Here is a 19,432-nt window from a genome sequence, read left to right as displayed (position 1 = left end):
CGGTGGCGATGAGTTGCCTGTGACCGCGGTCAGTTCAGGGTGAAGCCGTCCACCAGGAGGTAGTCGCCGCCGGCCTTGGTGAGGGTCAGGGTGTGCGTGCCGGCGGGCAGATTCGAGACCGTGTACACGCTCTGCTGGGCGTGCCGTTGCGGGGTGTTCGCGCTGACGGTCTCCTTGGCGTGGCCGTCCAGCGTGACGGCGATGTCGCCTTCGTCGGAGTTCGTTTCGGTGAGGAAGGTGATCCCTGTGCCCGTGAAGGTGATCGTCGCGGCGGCGCCGTTGTGCTGTGCGTAGTGCACGCCGTTGTCGAGGTCGCCGTAGCCGCGGGACCCGCTGGAGGACCAGCTGCCGGTGTACGAGATCCGCAGGTCGTCGTCGTCGACGGTGCTGCCGGGGAGGGTGCCGGGGCCCGCGGCGTTGATGATGGCCTTTGCTGTCGGCGGCCAGTTCCCGTCGGTCACCACGGTGGCCTGCTGGAACGTGATGTCGGTGCCGCTGTTGTTGTAGGAGGCGGTGTCGCTGTAGTTGTCGTGGATCGTGTCGTCGTGGATGCTCGGCGTCCACAGGTTCGTCCAGAGCGACCCGTTGGCGAAGCGCACGACGTTGTCGTGGGTGTTCCACAGCGAGCTGCCCTCGTCGTGGTAGATCATGTTGCAGCCGTCGATGCACTCCGACAGCACGTTCCCGGCGAGTTCCGAAGGTGTGGACTGGCCGCCGAGGGTGTAGATCGGACCGCCGTCGAAGAGCGCACCCATCACGCTGTGCACGTGGTTGCCGAGGATCTTGTTGCCGCCGGCGTACGTGGTTCCGTGCAGGCAGGGGTTGGGCAGACCTTGCGCGGCTTGCAGTGTGCAGTTCGACGCCCAGCCCCAGCCCCAGCCGATGGACATGCCGGAGTACGGGGTGTAACCGATGTCGTTGTGGGAGACGGTCGTCGCCCTGCTGTGGCCGACCCACACGCCGACCGCGTCCTGATACTCCTGGCCGGGGAACTGCACGGTGTTGCCCGAGACGGTGTTGCCGCTCGTCATCAGGGCGGGGTCGGTCTGGTAGTAGTCGTCCACCTCGCCGACCGAGATGCCGCTGCCGGAGGTGTCGGTGACGGAGCTGTCCGCGATCGTGGAGTTCTGTGTCTGGTCGGCCAGGTCGATGCCGCTGGTGCCGGTGTGCCGGACCACGTCGCCGGAGAAGGAGATCCGCGTGCCCCGGTGTACCTGGACCGCTGCGGGGATGCGGATCGGTGTGCGTGTCGCCGGGTCCCAGAGCACCCCGGCCTGGTTGTCCACATAGCCCTCGGCGGACGGGGCGTTCCATGTGGTGTAGGCGAACGTCAGTCCGGAGAAGACGAGGTCGTGCACGGGTGCCACGACGTCGGGGATCACGGTGAATCCGTCGACCAGCAGATAGGTGCCGCCGGTCTTGACCAGACGCACGGTGTGCTTGCCCTTCGGCAGTCCGGTGACGGAGACCATGGCCTGCTGGGCCAGGCGCTCCTGGCCGTGGCCGGAGACCGTCGAGACCTTTGTGCCGTCGATGTAGACGTCCGCGGTGCCCTCGTCGGAGTTGGTCTCGGACAGCACCTGGATCCCGGTGCCGGTGAAGGTGTAGGAGACCGCGTCGCCGTCGCTGGAGGTGTAGTGGACGTCTGCGTTCAGGTCGCCGAGGTGCCGGCCGTCGGAGTAGCCCCAGTTGCCGGTGTAGTCCGCCCGCCAGTCGGTGTCGTTGAGCGGGGCCAGGTGTCCCGGGGTACCCGAGGCGTCGACGAGTTCGGGCGCCACCGGCAGTTCGACGTCCGCTGTCGCCAGGTTCTCGCCGGCGCGCGGCACGTAGTAGAGGTAACCGGCGTCCCCATCGAGATAGAACTGACCGGGTGTGCCGAGGAGTTGGTAGGAGTTCTCCAGCCAGCTGATGCCGTCCATCGTCGGCAGTCCGGCGCCGTTGAAGGGGAAGCTCGGGTTGGGCACCGCGTTGTGGTTGTTGTTCCAGCAGCCGGGATCGACGGTGAGGTCCGAGCCGCCCGACGTGGAACGGGTGATGGACGCCAGCGGGCAGCGCATCTGCTTCCAGCCGCTGTTGTAGACGACCTCGACCTGTGCGGGGTTCGTCCACGCGGTGTACGAGGCGTCGGCGGTGGTGAAGCCCGTGGCCGTCACCGAGAACCCCGCCGGGTTGCGCGGCCCGCGGGCGCGGTCGGCGCGTGTCCCGTTGACGAACAGCTCCCGGCCGGCGGTGCCCGCTGGAACCTTGGCCCGGTAGATGTTCTTCGCGGCGTCGACGCGCGAGAAGCCGGTGATCCGGGTCGCGCCGCTGAGCACCGGCGTCTGCCCCGGGGCCGCCCGGTACACCACCGGGTGGCCGCGTCGGCCGGAGTCCTGGACGCCCAGCCGGAAGGGAGCGGTGAGCCGGTAGGTCCCGCCCTCCAGTTCGACCACGACGTCGCCCGAGGCGTGCGGGACAAGAGATCTCGCACGGTCGCGTGCGGTCTCGAGACCGCACGGATTCCGGCTACTGCAGGCCGAACCGCGCCCGTCGGGCGCGACATGCAAAGTGTCCGCCGCGTGGGCGGACGCGTCGGCGGTGACGGCTTCGGGTGGGCCGCCGGTGAAACCCAGACAAGCCACGGCGGTAGCAAGGCACGCGGCGACAATGGTGCGCATGGTCGATCTCCCACAGGACGAGCGAAGGCCCAGACATCCGATGAATGTACGGAACCATTCCTCCAAGTCCTAGACCCCGGACGGAATTTGCGTGGTGACATCCGACCTGTCTTTGGATGCCGTCCGCGTAGTCTCGCGGGGTGCACTCTCATGTGAGCGTCGAGAACCCTCCCGCGCCGCCTCACAGCGTGGTGGTCGAGGCGTTGGAGCGGGCTCTGCGTGAACGCTCGGCGCAGGGCGAGGCGGCGGGAGTCCTGGTCGGCACGGCGTCGAACGACGACGACGCGCGGCGGCCGCTCTGTAGCACCGCGGCCGCGTCTAGGACGAAGCGTCTGCGCTTCCTCGACTTTCGTGGCTCATCGCAGAAGAGGGCGCAGTCGGGGTCTGTTGGTTTTCGACATGGTCGGCACGGATCTTCACGCTCGGCTCCGCTCCCGTCCGGGCGCGACGAGACGTGCGCCGGGGAACGAGCTACGCACCGTCGTTGCCGTCGCGCAGGGAGTGAACCATGCTCTGCAGGATCCGGAACGCGCCTGACTGCTCGGTCTCGGTCATGCCGGCCAGCATTCTGACCTCGACGGACCGGACCGCTACGGTCGCTTTCTCCAGACTCCGTCGGCCGCGAGGCGTGAGCCGCGCGGGAAGAACCTTCCCGACGGGCGCCTCCGCAGGCCTGGTCACGTAGCCATCTCGCTCCAGGGCCTGGAGCAGCACGTTCATCGATTGCCGTGTCACGAACGCGCCACGCGCGAGCTCGGAGTTCGACAAGCCCGGCCGTTGAGCCAGCAGTTCGAGGCAGGAGTAGTGCGTCACGCTCATCCCGAGCGGCCTCAGCACCTCCTCCATGGCTGCACGCAGGGCGCTCGAAGCCTCTTTCAGCAGGTAGCCCAGTGATTTGTCCAGGTCGACGCCGACACCCTTTTGACTCATGTCAGAAGTCTGACATACCTTGACCTGTGTCAGGAATCTGACACGGAGAGAAGGAGCATCATCATGCCCGCGACCGGCCCCGACTTCATCTCACTCCAAACGCGCGACCTCGACGCTTCGCAGGCGTTCTACGAGCAGTACCTCGGCCTCGTCCGCTCGCAGGCCGGGCCTCCGCACGCCGTCGTCTTCGAGACGAAGCCCATCGCGTTCGCCCTCCGCGACGTCGTTCCCGGCACCGATCTCGCATCCGTTGCTCAGCCCGGCATCGGTGCCGCGATCTGGCTCCACGCCACAGACGTCCAGGCCATCCACGACGCTCTCGCCGCTGACGGCCACACCATCGTCTCCGCACCGATCGACGGCCCCTTCGGCCGGACATTCACCTTCGCCGACCCCGACGGCTACCAGGTCACGCTCCACGACCGCACCTGACCGACCAAACACCACCCGCGATCACCGATCCCCGAAGACCGCGGGTTGCACCCTCGTACTCCAGTCGCAGATCGCTGTCGTCGCTGGTCAGAACCAGGTTTCTGAGTGGACTTGGCTGATGTGCCGTCAGGTTGCGGGAATTCGTGACCTCGGATGCGGCGACGGTAGTGGCAGCGTCTGGCCATGGCCTGGTGACGTTTGCACCAGCGGGACCAGCTCATCGCGTGGCCGATGCGCCAACGGTGTATCGGCGCGGGGCGGCCAACTGCCAGGTGCCGGCGGTTTCTGCCCCGGTGAGTGGTGCGAGCGCGTCGGAACCGCTTCTCCCGCCCCCTTTTCGGCTGCCGCTGATGCCATGGCAGCGAGGAAGGCGTGAGCGAGCATGGCCAGGGTGATGTGCCGGTACCAGCCTGGATACCGGCGGAACTCATATTGGTCGAGGCCGCACTCGTTCATCGCGGCCTGGAAGGCTTCCTCTGTCGTCGACCGTGATGATGGGACGGAGCACCGAGAATTGCCCGTCGACCTCAATCCGGATCTCGATCTCGCCGTGGCCGTCCAGCGGATGCCCTGCCTGTCGGAGAGCTCAGCCAGGGCCGATGACCAGTCGTCCAAGGCTTCGGGTGACAAGCACAGACCAAGGCGCCCGCTGGCGAAGGCGCTCGTGATGACGATCTTGGCATCAAGGTAGTCGTTGTACGGCGTGTCCCCGGGCCTCTTCCGCCCCAGCACGCGTACCCGAACGCTGCTGTCCGGGTCGAGCAAGCGGATCAGGTCCACCCCGTCGCCCCATCCACGCGCCCTCCCGATGCCCACAACGCTCCCGTTCATCATGCACGAGCCGCGAACTGGCCCCGGTCGGTGTTCCGTTAGGAGTTCTGAGCCGATCGGTCCACGTTCACAACGCTGCGTCGCGAACGATTCCGGGCGGCTATGTCCCGAACTTTGTCCATTGCCCTTCGGAGATCACCTCGACAGCGCCGTCGACGACCTTGATGGCCGTCTGTTCGTCGATGGCGTAGGCCGGGACGCCAATGTCAGCTGCCCACCGCTGCGCATCAGCCAGCATGTTGTTCGGCCACGCGTCCAAGTGCGGGAAGATCGAGAAGTCGACGACTCCCAGGGTGCGGTCGTCCGGCGCCAGCGGCCACTCGGCGAAGTACCCTCCGATCCTCGGCGTCATCACCATGCTTCCGGCACTCACCCCCACCCAGACCATGTCGGACAGCGAAGGCAGGAGATCGGCCAGCCCGGACTCCCGCATCCAATGGCACAGGTAGGTGGCGTCGCCGCCATCGACCAGGAGCACGTCGGCCGCCCGGATCCAGGGGATCCATCGCTCCGCTCCGATGGTGGGCAGGGCGGTGAGCTCGATGACACCGAGCGATGCCCAGCCCAGGCCGGACATGTGCTGCCACCCGGGCTCTGCGGCTACGAAGCCCCGCACCGATGCCGGACCGCACATCGGGTGCCCCCACTGTGCTGTCGGGATGCAGAGAGCGTGGCACTCGGAGACCGGTTTGCCGAGAAGCTGCACGAGCGCCGAGTGGATGCTTGGGTTCGTGACGCCACCTGACGTGAGCAAGAGCTTCAAAATGCCTCCAGATTCGCGAGCGGGAGTTGCATGTGGTGCTGAAGACCCGGGACAGCGCTCGAACTCATCGTCGTTGGGGCCACCTTCCACGAAGGCCCAAAGAACAGCCGGCTTCGGCGCGTGTCATCCGCCACCCATTCCCCGGGCAGGCAGGCAGTGTCGGGGGCCGCGTGAACGCTGACCGCGACCTGGCAGTTCGCCCTCTTGCCCAACGCGCCCCGGGGCCCGGTCGGCGAGCAGGCCGGTGACAGTGGTGACGTAGGCGTGGGCGGTGCCGACGGATATCCCGATGGCCGTGGCGATCCTCTTGCTCAGACGGGAAGTTCGGCGATGCTGAGGGCGAAGTCCAGGTTCCCCACTCCGTGGTTGGCGAGGCCCACCGTGACCACTCCCGCTCCTTCCAGCCAGTGCGCCATTTTCAGGCCGCCGACGTCCAGCGGGCGCAGTCCGAGGCTCTCGACGAACGCTTCCACACTTGCCTTGGCCTGCGCATTGTCGCCGGCGATGAAGACGTCGGGCCGGCCATTCGCCAGGACATGGCGGAAGATGGTGTTGAACGCCTTCACCACGCTGGCACTGGCCGGGGCCGCTTTGGCGACTTCCTGCGCGATCGAGGTCTCCTCGCGGTGGGCCAGCCCGTCGAACGTGGAGTTGAAGGGATTGCTGATGTCGACGATGACCTTGCCCGCGAGTGCGTCTCCGTACTGGGCGATGGCCGGCACGACGCCGTTGTGCAACAGGGCCACGATGACGATGTCCCCGGCCGGGGCGGTGCCCCATTCTCCGGTCGTGGCGCCGCCGCCGAGAGCCTTGGCCAGGTCAGCGGCCTTGGACTGATCGCGGCCCATGACCTCGACGGTGTTGCCGCCCGCTATCGCCCGCGCGCCGATGGTGCGGGCCATGTTTCCGGTGCCGATGATGCTGATGTTGCTCATGAGATGTCCTGCCCTGGTTGTGTGTTGTTCGGTTCAGATGGCGGTGGTACCGCCGTCGGCGACGAGTTCCATGCCGTTGACGTAGCTGGAGTCGTCGGAGGCGAGGAAGAGGGCGGCGGTGGCGATTTCGTCGGGGCGGCCCATCTGGCCGCGGGGGATGAGGGACTCGAACTGGCGCTTGGTGGCCTCGTCGAAGAGTTCTTCCTGCTTGGCGGTGGCGACCTGGCCGGGGGTCAGGACGTTGACGCGGATGCGGCGGTCCTTGAGCTCGTTGAGCCAGATGCGGGCCCAGGCCTGCTGGACGGCCTTGCTGCCGGCGTAGACGCTCCAGCCGGGGAAGGCGCCGAGGGAGGCGTTGGAGCCGGTCATGAGGATGGAGCCGCCGTCGTTGAAGAGCGGGAGGGCCTTCTGGACGGTGAACAGGGTGCCGCGGGCGTTGAGCCCGAACCAGGTGTCGAACTGGGCCTCGGTGATCTCGCCGAGCGGGGCGGGCTCGCCGCCGCCGGCGCTGGCCCACAGCACGTCGAGGCTGCCCTTCTCCCGCTTGACGGTGTCGTACAGGCGGTCCAGGTCGTCCAGGTCGGCGGCGTCGCCCTGGACGCCGGTGACGTTGCGGCCGATCTGCCTCACGGCCTCGTCCAGGGCGTCCTGGCGGCGGCCGGTGATGAAGACGTGCGCTCCCTCGTCGACGAACAGCTTCGCGCCGGCCAGCGCCATGCCGGTGGTGCCGCCGGTGATGACCGCTACCTTGCCGTCGAGCTTTCCCATAGTCGCTCCCTTGGGTCGGTGGTGCCGTGCGCACCTGGGAGGACGATGCTATGTACACCGCCCTGTGTACGTACCGTACGGGGCGGGCGGCCCGGGGCGCAAACTATGTACACCGGTCGTTACCCGGCCGGGGTACCATGGACCCATGACGGAGTTGGAGAAGGGCCCCACGGGCCGCCGCCGCGGCCGGGGCGCCCGCGAGCGCATCCTCAGCGCGTCCCAGCAGCTGTTCCGCGAGCAGGGCATCAACCGCACCGGCATGGACCAGCTCTGCGCGGCGGCCGAGGTGTCCAAGCGCACGGCCTACCAGCACTTCACCGGCAAGGACGAACTCGTCGCCGAGTACCTGCGCCGGTTCGACCCCTCCGTTCTGCCCGGCGTGTTCGACCGCACCGACCTCACGCCCCGCGAACGGCTCCTCGCCGCCTTCGACATCCCCCCCACCACTCCCCTGTGCCCCTACATCGCCGCCGCCGTCGAACTCCACGACCCCGAGCACCCCGCGTCCCAGTACGCACGCGACTACAAAAAAGCCGTCGCCGCGCGGCTCGCCGACACCGCCCGCGAAGCCGGCGCCGCCGACCCTGAACAACTCGGCGAGCAACTCGCGCTGCTCCTCGACGGCGCCGCGGCCCGCACCCGGGTCCTCAACGCCGACGCCTTCCCCACCGCCGCCGCCATCGCCGCCGTCCTCATCGACAACGCCATCCCCGCCACAGCCGGCGATGACCGGCGACGGGAGGAAGTGCCAAGCTGACTTGGCACTCCGCGGCCGGGCTGGACGCGCTGCCGGTCGCACGTCTGCACCCGCTGGTACGCGACATCAGCCGCCCGGCACCTGGCCCGGACCTGCCGGCTTTTACGGAACTGGCCGCCCGCCTGCTGAGGGCCGCAGCAGAAGCCGCCGGGGAGACCGGCGACCCCCGAGGACCCACCGACGTGGTCGGCCTGGCAACTGCTTGCCCCGCCGTCCTTCGCCGCGCAGGCGGCCAGGACGAGCGGACCGGCGACCGCGACGGCGACGGCGCGGATCCCATGGCCCGTCCGATGCTGCTGGTGCTCGGGAACACTTCATTGCCCCCCACGAACACCGCACGCCCTGAGTGATCAGAATCTGACGCAGGGAAACGGCTTGCTGATCCGTACGCCCTCTCGTTACGCCGTCGTCGCCCCTGACTTCGTGCCCAGTTCGCCTCGTACGCGGGCGGCGGCGCCGACCGGGACCGCGTCGGAGGCCAGCGCGGCGCGGACCAGGCGTACGGGGTGACCGCTGACCGGGGGGTCGGCGGCGAGAGCGGACTGGATGAACGGTTCCAGCAAGGGCCAGGCCCGGCTGACGCCACCCCCGACGACCACCGTCGTGATGTCGGCGACGCCTGCCGTGATCACGATCGCGCGGGCGATGCCCGCCCCCGCGGCGCCGTACACCGCGCGGGCGTTCTCGTCGCCGTTCGCCGCGGCCTCGGCGACCTCGCGGGCGGTGCGACGCCGGCCGGTGCGGTCGGCGTAGCGGGCCGCGATGGAGCGGCCGGAGGCCAGCGTCTCCAGGTGGCCGCGGCCACCGCACGAGCAAGGAAGGTCTCCGAAGCCTGGGATGTGCCCGATCTCGCCGGCCGCGCCGTGCGGTCCCGCGTACAGGGCGCCGTTGGTCCACAGGGCGCCGCCGACGCCGGTCCCCAGGGTCATGCCGAGCACGTCGGCCTCTCCGCGCACCGCCCCGCCGCTCACCTCTCCGTAGAGGAAGGCGTTGACGTCGTTGTCCAGGTAGACGGGAACACCGAGGGCGTCCTCGACGGCGGCGGTGACGGCGAAGCCCGCCCAGCCGTGGAAGGAGTCGCTGGCGACCAGGATGCGGCCGTTCGCGGAGTCCACCACCCCGGCGGCGCCGATTCCGGCCCCCACCAGGCGGCCCGGCGTACGGGCCAGCAGCGGGGCGAGGATGTCGAGCGCGGCGCCGATCATGGCCTGGCCGCCCTCCCGCGCCGGGGTGGCCGTCTCCGCCCGGTCGAGGACCGTCAGGTCGTCCGAGCAGACCACCACCTGGGTGGTGGTGCCGCCGATGTCGATACCGGCGAACAGCGGCCGGAGGGAAGTGTGCATCGCGAGGTCCTGCGGGGTGTGGGGGGAGAGAAGGGGTCCGGTCACGCCTGGGCCTCCGTACGGCCGGCCGCGAGGGCGGCCAGGCGCTCGGCCCTGCGACCCCGCTGCACCACCGGGTCGGGTACCGGCACGGCGGCCAGCAGACGGCGGGTGTAGTCGGTCTCTGGATGCAGCAGGGTCGTCCCGGTGGAGCCCTGCTCCTCGATCCGTCCGGCGCGCATCACGACGACGTGCTGGGCGAAGTGCTGTACGACGGCGAGGTCGTGGGAGACGAACAGGCAGGCGAAGCCCAGTTCGCCCTGGAGTTCGGTGATCACCTCCAGGACCGCTTCCTGCACGCTCACGTCGAGCGCGCTGGTGGGTTCGTCCGCGACCAGCAGTCGGGGTTCGAGCACCAGGGCGCGGGCCAGGCTGACCCGCTGGCGTTGTCCGCCGGAGAGCTCGCGGGGTGCGCGACGGCCGACTTCGCGTGGCAGCCGCACCTGGTCGAGGACGGCGGCGATCTTGGCCTGGCGGTCCTTGGCGGTCAGGTCGCGGCGGTGTATCCGGAGGGGTTCGGCGATGCACTCGCCGATGGTCATGCGGGCGTCGAGGGAGGCCACCGGGTCCTGGAGGACGACACCGATGCCGGCCCGCAGCGCGCGGCGGGCCCGGGCACGGGTGCGGCCCAGGTCGGTACCGAACAGGGAGACGGTTCCGGAGGTGGGCGCGATCAGGCCGAGCGCGACCCGGGCGGCGGTCGACTTGCCGGAGCCGGACTCGCCCACCAGGCCCAGGGTCTGCGCCGGGCCGACCCGGAACGACACCTTGTCGAGGGCGTGCACGGCGGTCTTGCCGCGGCCGAACACCACGCTGATGTCGCGCAGTTCGACCACCGGTGCGGCGGACTCGGCGACGACACCGGCCGGTTCGACCACCGGTTCGCCGGACTCGGCCACGAGAGCCGCCGGTTCGGTAACCGGACCGCGCACGGCGGCCGACTCGGTTACCGGCTGGACGACCGTCTCGGCCTCCCCCTGGGCGTCCGTGTCGGCGGCCGTCGGCCGGGCGGCCGTCTCCGCGACCGACAGCCGCGGTACGGCGGCCAGCAGGCGTCGGGTGTAGTCGTGGGTGGGCCGGAGCAGGACGTCCTCGACCGCCCCGGTCTCCACGATCTCCCCCTGGTACATGACGGCGACCCGGTCCGCGAAGTCCGCGACGACGCCCATGTTGTGGGTGACGAGCAGCACGCCTGTGCCGGTCTCGACGGCGAGCCGGCGCAGCAGGTCGAGGATCTCGGCCTGCACGGTCACGTCGAGGGCGGTGGTCGGCTCGTCGGCGATGAGCAGTCTGGGCTCGTTGGCGATGGCCATGGCGATGACGACGCGTTGGCGCTGTCCGCCGGAGAGCTGGAACGGGTAGGCGCGGGCCCGCCTTTCCGGCTCGGGGATGCCGACCCGGCGCAGCAGGTCGACGGCCTCGGCGGCCGCGTGCTTGGCGGTCACGTCGCGGTGGTTGCGGATCACTTCGGCGATCTGCTTCCCGATGCGGGTGAGCGGGTCGAGTGCGGTGGCCGGCTCCTGGAACACCATGGAGGCGGTCTTGCCGCGCAGTGCGGCGAGGCCGTTCTCCGAGGCGCCGACGATCTGGGTGCCGGCGATGACGGCGCTGCCGGTGGCTCGGGCGTTCCCGGTGAGCAGGCCCATCGCGGCAAGGGCGATCGTCGACTTGCCGGAGCCGGACTCGCCGACGAGGGCGAGCGTCTCGCCGGGACGGACCTGGAGGGACACGCCCTTGACCGCGGGTACCTCGCCGGTCTCGGTGGTGAAGACGACGCCGAGGTCGTCGAGTTCGAGGATCGGCTCGGCCGCAGCGGTGCGGGCGGCGGAACCGTCGGTGGTGGCGGTCATCCGCGTCCCCTCACATCGAATGCGTCGCGGAGTCCGTCCCCGATCGCGTTGAACGCCCACACCACCAGGATGATGGCCAGGCCGGGCGGCACGATCAGCCACCAGTAGCCGGAGTAGGCGGCGGTGAGGCCGGCGGACAGCATGCCGCCCCAGTCGGTCTGCGGCGGCCGGACTCCCATGCCCAGGTAGGAGACGTAGGCGACCAGCAGGATGGCGTCGGCGACCTGGAAGGTGGCGGCGACGATGACGGTGGAGACCGAGTTGGGCAGGATGTGCCGCAGGATCGCCCGGGCGTGCGTGCCGCCGATGGCGCGCAGGGTCAGGACGTAGTCCCGGTTCTTCAGGGTCAGGGTCTCGGCGCGGACCAGCCGGGACGGCACCAGCCAGGACACCAGGCCGAGGATGAGGACGAGTCCGCCGAGGCCCGGTGTGGTGATGGCGGAGACCACGAGCAGGATGAACAGCGCGGGGATCGCGATGCCGGCGTCGACGATCCGCATCATCACGGCGTCGATCCAGCCGCCCGCGTAGCCGGCGGCGGCGCCCCACAGCGTGCCGATGCAGGTGGCCAGGACGCCCGCGGCGAGGCCGACGATCAGCGAGACCTTGCCGCCGTACATGAGCCGGCCCAGCTCGTCGTGGCCGACGGCGTCGGTGCCGAGCCAGTGGGCGCCGCTGGGGGCGAGGTTGACCTGTTCGAGCATGGTGTGGGTCTGGTCGGTGGAGTAGACCAGCGGACCGACGAAGCAGAACAGGAAGAAGAGGACCACGACGGCGAGTCCGAAGACGGCCAGCCTGTTGCGCAGGAAGCGGCGGACGGCGAGGCGTGTGCCGGTGGCCTCGCGCGGGGCAGCGGCCTTCGTGGGGACCGCGTCCGGCTGGATGACGGCGCTCATGCCCGGCCTGCCTTCACTCGGGGGTCGATGATCCGCTGGACGATGTCGGCGAGCAGGGTGCCGGTGACGGTGGCGACGGCGATCACCAGGACGCAGCCCAGCAGGACCGGGTAGTCGGAGGACTGTGCCGCCGTCCAGAACAGCAGCCCCATGCCGGGGTAGTTGAACAGCTGCTCGACGACGAGCGCGCCGCCGAAGAGCACGGGGATGTAGTAGCCGAGCATGGCCACCACGGGGGTCAGCGAGTTGCGGAACACGTGCCGCGCCAGGATGGCGCGGGAGCGGGAGCCGCCCGCCCTGGCCGTGCGGACGTAGTCCTCGGAGAGGTTCTCCAGGGTGGCCGCGCGCATGTACCTGCTGAAGACGGCGATCATGGAGGACGCGCCCGCGAACACCGGCAGGACCAGGCCCTGCGGGTCGGAGAACACCTGCCCCACGGTCTCTCCCTGCGGGGCCTGCGAGGGGAACCACGCCAGCTCCTGGCTGAAGACCAGCACCAGGATCAGCCCGAGGAAGTACACGGGCGTGGAGTAGGCGATGAAGCTGAGCGTGGTGATGACGTAGTCCGTGGCCTTGTTGCGGCGCACGGCCTGCCACATGCCCAGCGGGATCGCGAGGACGAGGCCCACGACAGCCGACAGCAGGGTGAGGACCAGGGTCTTCGGCAGCCGTTCGCCGATGAGCTGGGAGACCGGCTCGTTGAGGGTGTAGGAGGTCCCGAGGTCGCCGTGCAGCAGCTGGCCGAGGTAGTGGAAGTACTGCACGGGCAGGGACTTGTCGAGGCCCTGTTCGTGGTTGAAGCTCGCGATCTGCTGGGCGGTGGCCTGGGGGCCGAGGATCCCGCGCGCGGGGCCTCCGGGGAGCGCGTGCAGCAGGCCGAAGACGACGATGGTCACGATGACGATCACCGCGACGGCCTGGAGGACGCGTCTGATCAGGTACGAGGAAGTACTCATGTGTTTTCCGGTCGCTTCGTCTCTGTGGCGCGCGCGGGCGTCACCTGGACAGGGGCGTCACCGCGACGTGGACGTCGGTGCGGCGCGAGATCGCGAGGGGTGCGCGCGGGCCTCGGGCGGCCGGCCGTGGGGCCGGGCCGCCGTCGGCCCGCGCGGGCACCGACCGGGCCTACTTGGTCCACTTCCACATGGCGGGGTGGAAGTTGGCGAGCGAGTCCTGGGCGAAGCCGCCGAGGCCGTTGCGGACCACGGAGATCTGGTAGTCGGGCTCCGGCAGCCAGATCACGGGGAGGTCCTTGGCGAGTGCGGCGCTGTAGTTCTGCACCGCCTCGTCCGAGGAGGACGTGGTGGTCTGGGTGATCAGCTTGTCGACCGCGGCGTTGGAGTAGCTGCCGAAGTTGGAGCCGCCGCCGGTGGCGAAGAGCGAGTCACCGCTGGGGTAGGCGGGGAAGTACCAGCTGCCGGCGGTGCCGAAGAAGGACAGCTGCCAGGAGCAGCTCGACTCGCCGGCGGTGCACTGACCGGACTGCGACAGCACGGAGTTGACCGGGGCGGTCTTGATGCCGAACTTGATGCCGGTCTTCGCGAACGACGACTGGAGCGCGCTCATCATGTTGTCGGTCACGGTCGAGCCGGACTGGGACAGCACCTGCATCTCGAACTTGGTGCCCTTGTCGACGCCCGCGCCGCACTGGTTCGCGCCGGTGCCGGGGGCGTTGCACACCATGGTGCCGCCCTGCTCGGTCCAACCGTGGTCGGTGAGCAGCTTCTTCGCCTTGGCGTTGTCGAAGGGGTAGGGATTGTTCTTCTGGTCGGCCGAGACGAAGGACGACTCCTGGCCCTGCGGGATCGGCCCGTAGGTGGAGACGGCGCTGCCGTTGAAGACCACCTTGGAGAGGGTGGCCTGGTCGACCGACATCTGGATCGCCTGACGGGCGTACAGCTGCTTGAACACCGGCCCCATGGTGGGGTTGTTGAAGTTGTACGGCATGTAGGTGATCGCCCAGCCGCTCCACGGCTTCACCGAGTAGCCCTTGGCCTTGAAGGACGCCTCCTGGCTCAGGTCGGAGGCGTTGATGTAGCCGTAGTCGACGGTGCCGGCGCGGAGGGCGTTCTCCTCGGCCTCGGTGGTGGTGAACGGCAGCAGGTTGACGTTCTTGATGCTGGCCTTGCCGCCGCCGTCGTACTTCGCGTTGGCGGTGAGTTCGACCCGGCCCGCGGTGGAGAACGACTTGATGGTGTACGGGCCGCTGACCGTCTTCCACAACGGGTCGGTCGCGTAGCCGGATATCTTCTTGGCGGCGTTGTTGAGGTACGTCCAGACCTGCTTGGCGCCGGCGGCGGTGCGGTCCAGGTCGGAGACGGCGCCCGAGTCGCTGGTCCTGTCCCAGGCGTGCTGCGGGATCGTGCGGATCATGCTCAGCTCGTTGGCGAGCATCCACTGCTGGTTGTAGGCCTTGTCGAAGGTGATCGTGAAGTGCGTGTCGTCGACCGTCTTGAAGGACGTCCAGTTGTCCGGCGCCTTGCCGGGGCTGTAGCTGGCCCAGTCCGCCTTGTTCGCCTTGACGAGGTTGAACCAGAACTCCACGTCGCGCGAGGTGATCGGCTTGCCGTCGCTCCAGTGGCGCTGCCCGAGGGTGATCGTCACGCTCTTGCCGTCCGCGGCGAACTTGGCGTCGCTGGCCAGCGAGTTGTCCTTGTTCCAGCCGACCTTGCCGGTGGAGCCGTCGTACGCGATCAGCGGCTCCCAGACGGCCTGGGAGATCGAGGAGTTGTTGGTGTTGAGGTGCGCGGCGGTGCCGATCGGGAGGATCCAGTTCGGCGTGAAGTTCGCCGGGAGCGCGTAGTTGATCGTGTCCGACGACGCCGGGCCGGACGACGAGGTGCCACCGCCGGAGCAGCCGGTGACCAGCGCGCCGGTGATGACGGCGACACCCGCGACGAGGACCCAGCGGCGACCGGCGGCCGTGGGAGCAAGGAACATGGCTCTCCTCAGAGTGAAAGGACCCGCAAACGTCATGGGAGGACCCAAACCGGCGCCGCGGGATCGGCGCTGCGTATGGCGACAGTCAACGACGGACGTACCGAACAAACAAACAAGAATGAATAACAAATAAGTTACTGCGATTTCAAAAAAAGTCAGAACCGCCCACTGCGGGCGTATCTATCGAGGATTTTGTGGCGATTTGCACGGCATTGAGATTGCGTCAGTGCCAGCAGTTCTCTCCACGGAACCGTTCCCCAGGTGCCGGAACGGGCGTACTGTCTCCGGCACACCCATCACCGCGGAAGTTACTTCGTACATGACTGAAATAAGCCCACGGGACCGCAAGAGCAACAAGGGCGTGAACCCGAAGGGCGCCGTGCCGAAGGGCGCGGCCCTCGCCACGCGGGTCCTCGAACTCGTCGCGTCGGGGCAGGCGTCGTCCCGCGCCGAACTCGCTCAGCTCCTCGGCACGGCCCCTTCCACCATCTCCCTCACGGTGGCCGAGCTGGTCGAGCGCGGGCTCATCGCCGAGGAGGGCACCCAGTCCTCGACCGGAGGCCGCCCCCGCAGGGTGCTCAGGGCCGGCAGCACCGACGAGTACGCCGTGGCCGCGGACGTCGGCGGCCGGCACGCCCGGATCGGCGTGGTGCTGCCGGGCAACGGTGTCCGCGACGTCGCCAACGTGCCCTTCGAAATCGCGGACGGTCCCGAGGCGGCGCTGCCGAGGCTCGCCGAGCACCTGGAGTCCCTCGCCCAGCAGCGCGGACGCGACCGGCTCCGGGGGGTGGGACTCTCCCTGCCCGGACCGGTGGACGTGGCCGCCGGCGCCGTCGTGCTGCCCTCCCGGATGCCCGGCTGGAACCGCTTCCCGGTGGCCGCCTGGCTGGAGGAGCGATTCGGCGTCCCGGCCGTCGTCGACAACGACGCCAACTGCATGGCGGTCGGCGAGCAGAGCGTCCGGCCCGCCGAGCACCGCCGGACGATCACGGTGAAGATCGGGTCGGCGATCGGCGCCGGCGTCATCATCGACGGGAACCTCTACCGGGGCGCGACCGGGGCGGCCGGCGACATCACCCATATCCGTATCGAGGGCGGCGCCGACATCCCCTGCTCCTGCGGCAACACCGGCTGCCTGGAGACCGTGGCGTCCGGTGCCGCGCTCGTCCGCATCCTGCACGAACACGGGGTGGACGTGACCAGCACCGAGGACGTGGTCCAGCTCGCCACCGACGCCGACCCGCAGGCCACCCGCGCCGTCCGCAGGGCCGGCGACCACCTCGGCCGGGTGCTCGCAGCCAACGTCAACTTCTTCAACCCGGACGCCGTCTACCTCGGCGGCATCCTCTCCACCCTGGAGCCGTTCGTCGCCGCGGTGCGCAGCCAGCTCTACGAAAGCTGCCACCCGCTGGCCACCGAACACCTCACCATCGAGCGGGCCATCCTCGGCGCCGACGCCGGCCTGGTCGGGGTCGGACTCTTCGCCCTCCGGCGCGCCCTGGCCCGCGCCCTGGGCGACGCCGGTGGCGACGGCACGGACCGGTTCCACACCGCCGTACCCCCCAGAAAGGGCTGACACCCCCCAGAGACCTCCGCTCCGCAGCACCGCCCACTCCGCACCAGCCCGCACGAGGAGCCATGACGCACACCCGCACCGCCGTCGCCCGCCCCGTCATCGCCGTCGCCGGCCTCGGCATCGAGTCCTCGACCTTCTCCCCCGCCCGCACGGAGGCACCCGCCTTCCATCCCTCGCGCGGCGGCGAGGTGTTCGAGCGGTACCCCTTCCTCGCTCCGGGCGAGGAGCTGCGCGAGGCCGCCGAATGGCACGGCGCGCTGGTCGGCAAGTCGCTGCCGGGCGGCACCGTCACCGCCGCCGCGTGGACCGCGCTCACCGACGAACTGATCGAACGCCTCGCCGCGCTCCCCCGGCCGGACGGTCTCTGGTACGACATCCACGGCGCCATGACCGTGGAGGGGGTCGACGACGCCGAGGCCGTGCTGCTGGAGCGCATTCGCGCCACCGTCGGCCCGGACGTGATCGTCTCCACCTCGATGGACCTGCACGGCAACGTCTCCCGTGAACTCGCCCACCGCAGCGACCTGATCACCTGCTACCGGATGGCCCCGCACGAGGACCACATGGAGACCAAAGAGCGTGCCGTGCGCAACCTGGTCAACCTCCTGGTCTCCGGCGGTCCCCGCCCGGTCAAGGCCTGGGTGCCGGTCCCCGTGCTGCTGGCGGGCGAGCAGACCTCCACCCGGATCGAACCCGCGAAGAGCGTGTACGCGGCGGTCGACGAGGTCGAGGCCACCGCGGGTGTGACGGACGCTGCCGTCTGGGTGGGCTACGCCTGGGCGGACGAGCCCCGCAACCGCGCCGTGGTGGTCGTCACCGGCGACGACACGGCCGCGGTCTCGGCCGGTGCCGAGCGCCTCGCCCGCGGCTTCTGGGACGCCCGCGACGCCTTCGACTTCGTCGCCCCGACCGGCACCTACGACGAACTCCTCGACGAGGCCCTCGCCTCCGACCAGCGGCCGTACTTCATCAGCGACACCGGTGACAACCCGACCGCGGGCGGCGCCGGTGACGTCACCTGGGGGCTGACCCGGCTGCTGGAGCGGCCCGAGTTCCAGAAGGAGGACGGGCCGACCGTCATCTACGCCTCGGTGCCAGGGCCCGCCGCGATCGAGGCTGCCGTCGCCGCGGGCGTCGGGGCCACGGTCACCGTGACCGCCGGCGCGGAGGTCGACGACCGACACGCAGGACCCGTCACCCTGACCGGCGTGGTCCACGCGATACGGCACGGCGACCGGGACGCCGAGACCGAGGTCGTCGTCCGCGTCGGCAGCGTGCACGCGATCCTCACCAGGCTGCGCAAGCCGTACCACCACGAGCACGACTTCACCGACCTCGACCTCGACCCGCGCTCCGCCGACATCGTGATCGTCAAGATCGGCTACCTGGAGCCCGAACTCTTCGACATGTCGGCCGGCTGGAAGATGGCCCTCACTCCCGGCGGTGTCGACCAGGACCTGGTGCGCCTCGGTCACCGTCGCATCCGCCGCCCGATGTTCCCCTTCGACCGCGACATGGCCGTCCCGGACCTGACGGCCCGTGTCATCCCGGCCTCCGACCAGCCGCTCACCGGGGACGACGAGTGAGCGACCCCACCGTGCCCGCACTGGAGATCGCCGTCACCTCACCGGCCGGCGCCCGTGTCGCCCTGGACCACGGAGCCGATCGTGTCGAACTCTGCACCGGTCTGGAGCTGGGCGGTCTGACCCCGTCGGCCGCCCAGGTCGAGGCGGTCGCCGCCGTGGGCCTGCCGGTCCAGGTGCTGGTCCGGTGCCGGCCGGGCGACTTCGTGTACGACGCCGAGGACGTCGCCCTGATGGTCGCCGAGGTGCGGTCCGTGATCGCCTCCGGCGCCTCCGGTGTGGTCGTGGGCGCGCTCGCCGCCGACGGCAGTCTCGACACCGAGGCCGTCACCCGCCTCGCCGCGGCGGCCCAGGACGCGGGCCGGCCCGTCGAGGTGACGCTGCACCGCGCGGTCGACCTGTCCGCGGACCCCGTCACCACCGCGGCGCTGCTGCCCGCGCTGGGGCTCACTCGGGTGCTCACCTCGGGCGGCGCCCCGGCCGCCGGACAGGGGCTGGAGCGCCTCGCCGCCATGGTCGAGGCCGCGCCCGGTGTGCAGGTGATGGCGGGCGGCGGGGTACGACCGTCCGACATCCCGGCGTTGACGGCCGTCGGGGTGGCCGCCGTCCACCTGTCGGCGAAGCGCCGCGCGGAACCCCGACACGGGACCGCGTGGGTCCCGCTCGGCGCCTCCCGTTCGTCCGCCGACCAGGACACGCATTTCCTCACCGACCCGGCGGTGGTCGCCGAGGCCAGGAGGATGCTGGAGACCCGGACGACGGTCTGAGAGCCCCGGCGAACCCCGGTCAGCCGAGACCGCGGTGGGCGGCCCACAACGCTCCGGCCCTGGTGGCGGCCTCGGCGATCAAGGCCGCCAGTTCAGGCTTGTCGGGGACGGGGAACGAGACGTAGGCGCCCCGGCCGCCGGCGACCGGACGGCCGTAGGCCTTCGCGGCGAGCCGGCCGTCGGGGAGGAGCCGGATGTTGAGCGTGGTCAGCGTGAACGCCTCACCGCGGCGGGTGTCCGTCCAGCGGAGTGCCTGCGGAATCATGACGTTGATCGCCAGGGCACTCACGTCCAGGTCGCCGCTCATGGCCGAATGATCCCATGCGAGCCGTCGCGGAGTCTGCGCGATCGAGCGGAGGTATGAG

The 19,432-nt window shown here is 69.8% G+C and carries 16 protein-coding genes and 3 pseudogenes; 5 read left to right on the top strand and 14 right to left on the bottom strand.

Features of this window, described 5'->3' with window-relative positions; genetic code table 11:
• Nucleotides 1–29: 29 nt before the first annotated feature.
• Nucleotides 30–2,432 (bottom strand): hypothetical protein, encoded by a 2,403-nt coding sequence (locus ABZ642_RS15660; protein WP_360483079.1) that lies wholly within the window; start codon nt 2,430–2,432, stop codon nt 30–32.
• Between the two features lie 696 nt (nt 2,433–3,128).
• Nucleotides 3,129–3,587: a MarR family transcriptional regulator gene (locus ABZ642_RS15655; protein WP_360483076.1), complete on the bottom strand. Its 459-nt coding sequence runs from the start codon at nt 3,585–3,587 to the stop codon at nt 3,129–3,131.
• 63 nt (nt 3,588–3,650) lie between these two features.
• On the opposite strand from ABZ642_RS15655, the gene ABZ642_RS15650 reads away from it, so the two are divergent.
• Nucleotides 3,651–4,019 (top strand): VOC family protein, encoded by a 369-nt coding sequence (locus ABZ642_RS15650; protein ID WP_360483073.1) that lies wholly within the window; start codon nt 3,651–3,653, stop codon nt 4,017–4,019.
• A 126-nt stretch (nt 4,020–4,145) separates the two neighbouring features.
• Here the strand turns inward: ABZ642_RS15650 and ABZ642_RS15645 are convergent.
• The 6 genes and pseudogenes from ABZ642_RS15645 to ABZ642_RS15620 all read right to left on the bottom strand — a co-directional run.
• Nucleotides 4,146–4,496, bottom strand: a pseudogene (locus ABZ642_RS15645) (IS701 family transposase); the annotation flags it as partial.
• A 72-nt stretch (nt 4,497–4,568) separates the two neighbouring features.
• A pseudogene (locus tag ABZ642_RS15640) lies at nt 4,569–4,850 on the bottom strand (DUF5959 family protein); the annotation flags it as partial.
• A gap of 100 nt (nt 4,851–4,950) precedes the next feature.
• The gene (locus ABZ642_RS15635) at nt 4,951–5,703 is read right to left on the bottom strand and encodes a Type 1 glutamine amidotransferase-like domain-containing protein (RefSeq protein WP_360483070.1); all 753 of its coding nucleotides are present in this window, start codon (nt 5,701–5,703) and stop codon (nt 4,951–4,953) included.
• A gap of 126 nt (nt 5,704–5,829) precedes the next feature.
• A pseudogene (locus tag ABZ642_RS15630) lies at nt 5,830–5,919 on the bottom strand (IS5/IS1182 family transposase); the annotation flags it as partial.
• Nucleotides 5,920–5,924: 5 nt separating this feature from the next.
• Nucleotides 5,925–6,548: an NAD(P)-binding domain-containing protein gene (locus ABZ642_RS15625; protein WP_360483067.1), complete on the bottom strand. Its 624-nt coding sequence runs from the start codon at nt 6,546–6,548 to the stop codon at nt 5,925–5,927.
• A 33-nt stretch (nt 6,549–6,581) separates the two neighbouring features.
• Entirely contained in the window at nt 6,582–7,316 is a 735-nt protein-coding gene (locus ABZ642_RS15620; RefSeq protein WP_360483064.1) for an SDR family oxidoreductase, read from the bottom strand.
• A 145-nt stretch (nt 7,317–7,461) separates the two neighbouring features.
• Between ABZ642_RS15620 and ABZ642_RS15615 the strand changes: the two genes are divergently transcribed.
• A complete protein-coding gene (locus tag ABZ642_RS15615; RefSeq protein ID WP_360483061.1) occupies nt 7,462–8,073 on the top strand; it encodes a helix-turn-helix domain-containing protein in 612 nt (203 codons plus the stop codon).
• A gap of 398 nt (nt 8,074–8,471) precedes the next feature.
• Here ABZ642_RS15615 and ABZ642_RS15610 read toward each other — a convergent pair whose 3' ends face one another.
• The 5 genes from ABZ642_RS15610 to ABZ642_RS15590 form a co-directional block, all read right to left on the bottom strand.
• Nucleotides 8,472–9,416, bottom strand: coding sequence for an ROK family protein (locus ABZ642_RS15610; protein ID WP_360483469.1), 945 nt, complete (start codon nt 9,414–9,416; stop codon nt 8,472–8,474).
• Between the two features lie 41 nt (nt 9,417–9,457).
• Nucleotides 9,458–11,305, bottom strand: coding sequence for a dipeptide ABC transporter ATP-binding protein (locus tag ABZ642_RS15605; protein WP_360483058.1), 1,848 nt, complete (start codon nt 11,303–11,305; stop codon nt 9,458–9,460).
• Nucleotides 11,302–12,201: an ABC transporter permease gene (locus ABZ642_RS15600; protein WP_360483055.1), complete on the bottom strand. Its 900-nt coding sequence runs from the start codon at nt 12,199–12,201 to the stop codon at nt 11,302–11,304. Before ABZ642_RS15600 ends, ABZ642_RS15605 begins: the two co-directional genes overlap by 4 nt.
• Nucleotides 12,198–13,157, bottom strand: coding sequence for an ABC transporter permease (locus ABZ642_RS15595; protein WP_360483052.1), 960 nt, complete (start codon nt 13,155–13,157; stop codon nt 12,198–12,200). Before ABZ642_RS15595 ends, ABZ642_RS15600 begins: the two co-directional genes overlap by 4 nt.
• Nucleotides 13,158–13,326: 169 nt before the next feature.
• On the bottom strand, nt 13,327–15,141 hold the full coding sequence (locus ABZ642_RS15590; RefSeq protein ID WP_360483049.1) for a peptide ABC transporter substrate-binding protein: 1,815 nt from the start codon (nt 15,139–15,141) through the stop codon (nt 13,327–13,329).
• A 319-nt stretch (nt 15,142–15,460) separates the two neighbouring features.
• Between ABZ642_RS15590 and ABZ642_RS15585 the strand changes: the two genes are divergently transcribed.
• From ABZ642_RS15585 to ABZ642_RS15575, 3 genes are all read left to right on the top strand, one after another.
• Entirely contained in the window at nt 15,461–16,717 is a 1,257-nt protein-coding gene (locus ABZ642_RS15585; RefSeq protein ID WP_360483046.1) for an ROK family transcriptional regulator, read from the top strand.
• A 62-nt stretch (nt 16,718–16,779) separates the two neighbouring features.
• Complete coding sequence (locus ABZ642_RS15580) at nt 16,780–18,303, top strand: M81 family metallopeptidase (protein WP_360483043.1); 1,524 nt, start codon at nt 16,780–16,782, stop codon at nt 18,301–18,303.
• Nucleotides 18,300–19,067, top strand: a complete 768-nt coding sequence (locus tag ABZ642_RS15575) for a copper homeostasis protein CutC (RefSeq protein WP_360483039.1) — start codon at nt 18,300–18,302, stop codon at nt 19,065–19,067. The genes ABZ642_RS15580 and ABZ642_RS15575 overlap by 4 nt, the downstream gene beginning before the upstream one ends.
• Before the next feature lie 19 nt (nt 19,068–19,086).
• Here ABZ642_RS15575 and ABZ642_RS15570 read toward each other — a convergent pair whose 3' ends face one another.
• Nucleotides 19,087–19,374 (bottom strand): hypothetical protein, encoded by a 288-nt coding sequence (locus ABZ642_RS15570; protein ID WP_360483036.1) that lies wholly within the window; start codon nt 19,372–19,374, stop codon nt 19,087–19,089.
• Between the last annotated feature and the right edge of the window lie 58 nt (nt 19,375–19,432).

Origin of the sequence: Streptomyces sp. NPDC007157, from assembly GCF_040634235.1 — a bacterium.
GTDB lineage: Bacteria > Actinomycetota > Actinomycetes > Streptomycetales > Streptomycetaceae > Streptomyces.
Note: the sequence above shows the minus strand (reverse complement) of the source record. Positions and strands in the feature narration are given on the sequence as shown.